Here is a 7,162-nt window from a genome sequence, read left to right on the forward strand (position 1 = left end):
TGTCTGCGACAAGGCACTCTGTATCTGGGCAAAATTTAAAAAGCACTTATAAAGAAGAATAAAAACTCTAATGCACTTAGGCGATGCCTGCTGTTAGGTTACCCAAGTTGTACGAAAATCTACCATCTTGATTTGCATTCGCTCTCCAATTCTTAAATCGATAGAACTAGCCCTTCAACAGTGTAGATGCGGTTTATAAGCACCTGTTTGCCGTCGATTAAACCTCTGCGTTCCTTTGCGATCGCTCTGCGTTTCAAAACACTATCTTTTTCAACGCAAAGGGACACAGAGTAAACGCAAAGGAACGCAGAGTTTTGCCAAATTTAAGATTCAAGTTGAGCGAAGCGATCGCAATTTATTTTTGAAGTAATTTCTATTTTTTAAAAGTATAATCGCAGAGCTTATTTTTATTCACTCAATAAATTGCTCTGGCAGATTTTTGTTTTATTATCGTAATCATTAATGGATAAATTTATGTAATTAAACTTTACAGATAATGGCTGATAACCCTTTTTTGGCTGCGGGGATGATTGAAGATCTGAGGCTGTTTGTAGGGCGTAAAGATGAACTAAATGCGATCGCATCTCGGATGAAGGGCGACCAGCCTACAAGCATCAATATAGTTGGTGACAAGCACATTGGTAAATCTTCACTGCTGTATTATTTCCTTCGCACTTGGGAGCAGCGAGTATTACAAAACACCAGTCGCTATGTGGTAATTTACTTAGCGTTACGGGGCGTAGATTGCCAAACTGAAATGGGTTTTTATGAGGCTGTGGCAGAAGGTTTACTCAGTCAGGTTCAGGGATGGCAACTACAACTGCGAAATCCTTGGAGGAGTAGACCGCTGAATCGTCAAGCTTTTTCTGATGCGGTTAGGGAATGGAAACAGCAAGGGAAGCTACCCGTGTTATGTCTGGATGATTTTGAATGCCTTTTGAAATATCCCGATAAATTCGATAATGGATTTTATGACAATTTGCGATCGCTGATGGATAGCAACGCCTTGATGTTAGTGGTGGCTTCCCGTAAACAATTGGATGTTTATGCTAACGAGCATCACTTCGGCTCTAGTTTTTTCAATCTTGGTCACACTATTTATTTGCAAGAACTAACGACAGATGAGGCGATTGAACTGTCGCGCTTACCAAGTCGTTCTATTAATGGTGCTGCTTTGAGTGTAGACGAACAGAATTGTGTGCAGCAATGGGGCGATCGTCATCCTTACAAGTTGCAATTGGCTGGTTACTATTTGTGGGAAGCACGTCAACAAGGCAAGCCAATTAAGTGGGCAAAACAGCAGTTTAAACAACAGCTTACTAAAGCTAAATCGGCATCAAAGGGACAGCAATGGCAATTATGGCTGCGTTGGTTATTTTGGGATTTGCCAGTGCGTCTAGGGAAGATACCTCAATTCATTGGTGTAACTGTAGGTGATATCGGCAACTGGATTACTGGCTTAGTTATGCTGCTTTTAGCAGTTTTGGTTTTGGTGGGTGTAGTGCCCTGGAATGAACTTTGGGATTTTGTGCGTGACAAATTGGGGATAAAGTAGCCATGAGTAACAAGTCCCCAACATCAGGCTTTTGGAATTATGTGGCTGAATGCGTGCGGCTTTTGTATTGGGCTTACTTCAAGCCTTTTAGCTTTAAACGCTGGCTGCGCGATATTCATCCAGAACTCAAACCCAGAGATAACCCCTTTCATAAACGAGCTGAGTTTCGTTCTAACCCCCGCCTGCGTCGCTATGCTGGGCAAGTTTGGTGGCTAACTGCTGTAGTTCCAGTGGTTGCTGTGTTGCTGGTAGCACCAGTTTACACTCTGATGAGTGGTGAGTCATTTAACTGGTTTATAAGCTGTGGTTTTTTGGTGGGTTGCTTTATAATTCCCGTTCTAGACGGTGGCAGTAAAAAAAATGAACTAGTTAATTTCCTAATTGCTGCTTTTAGTATGTTTTTTAGTATGTATTTGGCTGTTCAATTTTTATCAGGCGTAGTGTTGGACGTGGCGTTAGGTGTGATCTTAAGCGTGGGGTCGGCTCTAGTGTTGAACCTAGCGCTCGGCGTAGCGCTCGACATAGCGTCACACGTCTCAGTAAGTGTAGGCTTGGGCTTGAGTGTGCCGTTGTTAGGTGTGGCGGGAGGCGTGGCGTTGGGCGTGACGCTAGGTGTGACGGTGGGCGTAGCGTTGAGTGTGGTGGCAGAGGTGGCGTTGCACGTATTGGTAAGCGTGGTGGCAGCCGTAGCTTTTGGTACGGTACTCGGTGGGCTGGGAGGTATGGGGGGAGAAGTGGCGTTGGGCATCGCGTTAGGCGTAGCAGGGATTTTCGGTATCTTGCGGATTTACTTCTGGTTGCCAGAATTACTGTGGATACTCACCTTGTTCTTATTGTCTCGCAACGACAAGCAAGTAAATTGTTTGCTATATCTGCCCCCTCGCTTTGATGAATTGATTATTTTGCCTCTGCCTTTCATGGATTTGATGATTGTACAGGCTTATCGAAAGAACCCTGCTGCTGCCCGTGAGACTATTAATTATCTAATTACATCCACCAATCAGCAAAAAGTAGCAGCACAGGCAATTTATGGTGTTGTTGTAGATATTTTCAATCGTTGTCAGAGGTTGAGCGATATTTTGGACATTGCCAACCAACTAGCCTGGATTCCCTCACCACCACCAAAGGAACTTGGCGCTGTCCTGCCCCAATTTTTGGATATTAGTCAGAATGTACGGGCTTCAGAGGAAGCAACTTCACCTTATCGTAAATATGAGTTACTGAATATTCCCATCAATGCATTACGCCAACTGGGGCAAAGTCTAGCTTTGACAAAAGATGCTCGCGTTGCTGTCTCTTTTGGCAACGCTGCACAAAGTTGGCTGACTATACTAGAGACGGCGCAGCGCACTTTAGAGGAACAAGCACAGCAATCAACAGAAATTCGCCAAGTTTATATTGCTGGTAATTCCCTAGACCCCGAAACAGCAAAGAATCGTTTCAAAGGGCGAATTGACATATTTCGAGAAATTGAAACATTGGCGCTTTCTGAGCAACCACCAGTATTATTACTTTATGGTGGACGCAGGACAGGGAAAACCTCAGCGTTGAAATATCTACCTTATAGAATTGGCTCAGATATTGTACCTTTGCTGGTAGATTTACAGGGTGCAGCATCAGCGACAACGTTAAAAGGATTGGCTGAAAATTTAGCTCAACAAATTATCGAAGCTGCACGGCGATTACCCCGCAAAGTATTCTTGCCTTATCCAGATGCCAAAAAACTAGCTGAAGATCCATTTCCGGCGCTGCAAAGTTGGTTAACAGAAATAGAACGCAGCAACCGCAGTCAGCGATTTCTTCTGTGTTTGGATGAATACGAACGCTTGGATGAAGTAGTCAAAGCAACAAACAGCCGTGCGCCACTCAATTTTATTCGTAACCTGCTGCAACACCACCAAAAATGGATTTTACTTTTTAGCGGTTCGCAGGAGTTATCTGAACTTGAAGATTACTGGAGTGACTATTTAATTAACACCCGTGCTTTGCGAATGACTTACCTGCAAGAATCAGAAGCCCGCGATTTGATTTTACATCCAGTGGAGAACTTCACCAATATATATGAACCAAGTGCTGTAGATGCAATTATTCAACTGACTCGCTGTCAGCCTTTTCTGGTTCAGTTGGTATGTTACGAGTTGGTGGAGTCGCTAAACGGCGATATTAGAAGAAACCAGGGAAATGCAGATACAGTCAAAGCCACTGCACAAAATGTCGAAGAGATTATTCCGCAAGTGCTTGAGGTAGGCGTTCAGTATTTTCGGGAATTATGGAGGAGTTTAGCAGAGAATGACCGTAATTTACTCCGGCGTTTAATCCAAGGCGAAATTCCTACACCACAAGACAAAGGTGTTGTCCGCAAACTAGCGCGAAAAGAAATCTTGACTGTAGAAGGCGATGCTTTTCAAGTGCCTTTGGTACGAAGATATGTAGAACAAGTGTTAGAAGAAGAGTAATTTAACAAGTTATCGAATCACTACTAGTCCTTTCTTTACCCCACCCTAACCCTAAGAGGATGTTTGAAAAGTCATGATTGATGTATCAAATATTTTTACCCCACCCTAACCCTCCCCTTATAAAGGGGAGGGAACTAGATTTTATTGTTTCCCCCCTTACCAAGGGGGGATTAAGGGGGGTAATTAAAATCACAGTTAAACACTTTTCAAACAAACCCTAACGCCACTTGCTTCTCCCAAAGGGAGACGCTGCGCGAACAAGTCGGCAGAGCCGCCCAACGCAGTGGCTCCCCCTTGTCAAGGCTACTAAGGGTGTTGTAGTGGACTGACACAGCTAAAATAGTGCATCACTAAACTCTTGTGGGGTGGGCATCTTGCCCGCCCGGACGGGTGAGGACACCCATCCCACAATCAAATCTATTCCAACATTTAAGGCTTGACACGCCACTACCTTTCTTCAAATCTTTTAGGACTTACGCAACTGGCATATTATTTTAAGTTTGTAGTAAGGACTTTAGTCCTCTAATAAGGACTGAAGTCCTTACTACAAGCAAAAAAAATTGATTTTTTGTGACACTTGCGTAAGTCCTGTCTTTTATAGATAGGGTTTTTTCGACTTGTGTGTACACCGTAGCCTTGACAAGGGGGGTAATTCGACTTGTGTATACATAGTAGGGTTATTGTCGCAACTGACATCGCTATAGACAGAACTGATATTGCTACAAACATGACAGAAGCTCTTACAGGGTGCGCGAAACACGGAAACGTGAAGGCGGAAGCTCTTACAGGGTGCGCGAAACACGGAAACGTGAAGGCGGAAGCTCTTGCAGGGAAGGCGGAAGCTCTTGCAGGGTGCGCGAAACACGGAAATGTCATGACAGAAGCTCTTGCAGGGAAGGCAGAAGCTCTTACAGGGAAAGCAGAAGCTCTTACCGTCGCAATTTCGTGTTGTAAGTAGATAGTCATGATTAAATCTAAGATGTCATTGCGAGCGAAGCGAAGCAATCCCAGAGACTTTGCGATTGCTTCGCTTCGCTCTCTACGAGACGCTACGCGAACGCAATGACAGAACATATTATATTTATTTATGTCCATCTACTTAATACCTTTTTAATGGAACTTCCAAATAAAAAAATTCTACTTTTCGCAGTCAACAATATTGCTTCATCACCCTTGGTTGTCGCCTAAAATAACTGTATTAAGTCATCGCTGAGGAATCGCTATGACTGCAACCACTAAAAAACTGACTTTTGCAGAGTATCTTAAATATAAAGATGGCACGGATACCCAATATGAATTGGTAGATGGAGAATTAATCCCAATGAGTGTTGGCACGCTCATGCACGGTGGCATCTCGAAGTTTTTAGAACGAAGCTTTGATGACGAAATTGGCAAAATGGGTAAGGATTGGACAGCACAAAAGTTTTCTGTGGGAGTTCGTTCGCCACGTGGAGGACGTTGGGATACTTCACGAATTCCAGATGTGGTAGTATTACTCACACAGCAATGGGAAGCACTTTCTCATCGCGAAGCTGTAATCGAACTTAACGAAACTCCTCCCATATTAGTAGTAGAAGTAGTCAGCGAATCTACACAAACCACAGATTACCGCAGCAAGCGTTCTGAGTATGCTGTTCTCGAAATTCCTGAATACTGGATTGTTGACCCCATTCAAGAGATGGTAACAGTATGCACTCTTGTAGAAGGGTTCTATGATGCCGTTGCATTCCGAGGACAAGAACGCATTATTTCTTCTACTTTTCCACAGCTGGATTTGAATGCCGAACAAGTGTTGACAGGACGCAAATAATAGAGACGTTGCATTGCAACGTCTCTACATGTGGATTCATAACTTTTTAGATTTAACTTAACTATGAAAGATTACAGTTACTAAAGGTAAAAAAGCTAACATAAATCCATACCAGGAATGCAATTGAGCTTCTGGGGTTGGTTCTGGTGGTGCTAATAAAGCTTCTACTCTTTGTTCTAAACGGTCTGCACTAGGAGAACCCAATGCAGCACAGCAAATTTCTGATGATAGAGGGTTGTTACTAACTACCAACAACAGTGATTCTGCTAACACTAAAGGATCTACCTGCGATGCTGCGTAACTGTCGGCGCGGAGTTCGCGCAAAACTAACAGTTCTTGCCATAAAGGTTCTGTATTTGGCAACCAGGCAGTACAGGAACGCACCCAACCCAGCCAGAAAAACCAGAATGTATCCCTGTACTGATAATGCCCTTGTTCGTGTGCTAGGACGCTTTCTAGATGATTTGGTGAAAGAGTTTCCAATAATCCAACGCTTACCACTAATTCCGGATGCCAAAAACCAATTTGTCCTGCAAACATCGCTTCTGTTTGCAGTAGTCTGGCTCGTTTTTCTCCCAAATTCACGCTAGGACAGTTCCGGGCAGATTCCACAGACTGCCAACCTTGAAAGGCAAGTTTAATGCATAAAATGGCAAAAATTCCTAAATAAATTAATGCCAGGAAATAACTGATTGAACCTGCGTACATTCCGCCCATTCTGCCTTGAGGCCCCATGAACAAAACAGCGATCGCTGTCATAAAAATTAGCAAAGGGGGGAAGAGAAACAAAAATAGCGATCGCCGCCACCGCAAACTCCAACTACCTTGGGGTTCTCTCCAGGAGGATCTCAACCACCAAGCAACGGCCAAAGTAATCAAAATCATCATTAGATGCATCATTTTTCCTCCCTGGCTTGGCGTGCAGATTGTATGCGTTTGGCGATGGCTGCGATTTGTTCGCTGGCTGCTTCATCGAGACTATCGGCGAAGGCTGCAATTACATCAGGGTTACCCACCGCCAGAAATCGTTGTAACTGTTCGTGGGCTTTGATTACCTGTGATTGTTGTTTACTCAGCAACGGCCGCCAATAAAATGCCCGTCCTTTTTTATCACAAGCTAGCCAACCTTTGTCAGTGAGGCGTCGCAGAACAGTTGTTACCGAAGTATAAGCTAATTCTCGGTTGGGATCGGCCAAAATGCGATCGTGAACATCTTTGACTGTGACTGAACCGAGTTCCCAGACGATATTTAAAATTTCTGCTTCTAAGGGGCCTAAAGATAGTTGTTTCGGGCGGTAATCAGGTAAAGGTGCCATAGTTTTGAAGGGGAGTGTGGGGGGT

The 7,162-nt window shown here is 43.9% G+C and carries 5 protein-coding genes; 3 read left to right on the forward strand and 2 right to left on the reverse strand.

The window, feature by feature from the left end:
• Positions 1-496 precede the first annotated feature (496 nt).
• From VF06_RS29125 to VF06_RS29140, 3 genes are all read left to right on the forward strand, one after another.
• Positions 497-1,555, forward strand: a complete 1,059-nt coding sequence (locus VF06_RS29125) for an ATP-binding protein (RefSeq protein WP_099070307.1) — start codon at positions 497-499, stop codon at positions 1,553-1,555.
• 2 nt (positions 1,556-1,557) lie between these two features.
• Positions 1,558-4,011, forward strand: coding sequence for an ATP-binding protein (locus VF06_RS29130; RefSeq protein ID WP_099070306.1), 2,454 nt, complete (start codon positions 1,558-1,560; stop codon positions 4,009-4,011).
• Between the two features lie 1,222 nt (positions 4,012-5,233).
• On the forward strand, positions 5,234-5,821 hold the full coding sequence (locus VF06_RS29140) for a Uma2 family endonuclease (RefSeq protein ID WP_099070304.1): 588 nt from the start codon (positions 5,234-5,236) through the stop codon (positions 5,819-5,821).
• A gap of 57 nt (positions 5,822-5,878) precedes the next feature.
• On the opposite strand, the gene VF06_RS29145 is transcribed toward VF06_RS29140, so the two are convergent.
• A complete protein-coding gene (locus VF06_RS29145; protein ID WP_099070303.1) occupies positions 5,879-6,718 on the reverse strand; it encodes a M56 family metallopeptidase in 840 nt (279 codons plus the stop codon).
• The gene (locus VF06_RS29150) at positions 6,718-7,137 is read right to left on the reverse strand and encodes a BlaI/MecI/CopY family transcriptional regulator (protein WP_099073228.1); all 420 of its coding nucleotides are present in this window, start codon (positions 7,135-7,137) and stop codon (positions 6,718-6,720) included. Before VF06_RS29150 ends, VF06_RS29145 begins: the two co-directional genes overlap by 1 nt.
• Positions 7,138-7,162: the final 25 nt, after the last annotated feature.

This window comes from Nostoc linckia z4, from assembly GCF_002608075.1.
Taxonomy (GTDB): Bacteria; Cyanobacteriota; Cyanobacteriia; order Cyanobacteriales; family Nostocaceae; genus Nostoc; species Nostoc linckia.

Bases quoted from the DNA above. Each gene is read 5' to 3' on its own strand.
- VF06_RS29125 (WP_099070307.1), top strand. From the start codon at position 497: ATGGCTGATAACCCTTTTTTGGCTGCGGGGATGATTGAAGATCTGAGG.
- VF06_RS29130 (WP_099070306.1), top strand. From the start codon at position 1,558: ATGAGTAACAAGTCCCCAACATCAGGCTTTTGGAATTATGTGGCTGAA.
- VF06_RS29140 (WP_099070304.1), top strand. From the start codon at position 5,234: ATGACTGCAACCACTAAAAAACTGACTTTTGCAGAGTATCTTAAATAT.
- VF06_RS29145 (WP_099070303.1), bottom strand. From the start codon at position 6,718: ATGCATCTAATGATGATTTTGATTACTTTGGCCGTTGCTTGGTGGTTG.
- VF06_RS29150 (WP_099073228.1), bottom strand. From the start codon at position 7,137: ATGGCACCTTTACCTGATTACCGCCCGAAACAACTATCTTTAGGCCCC.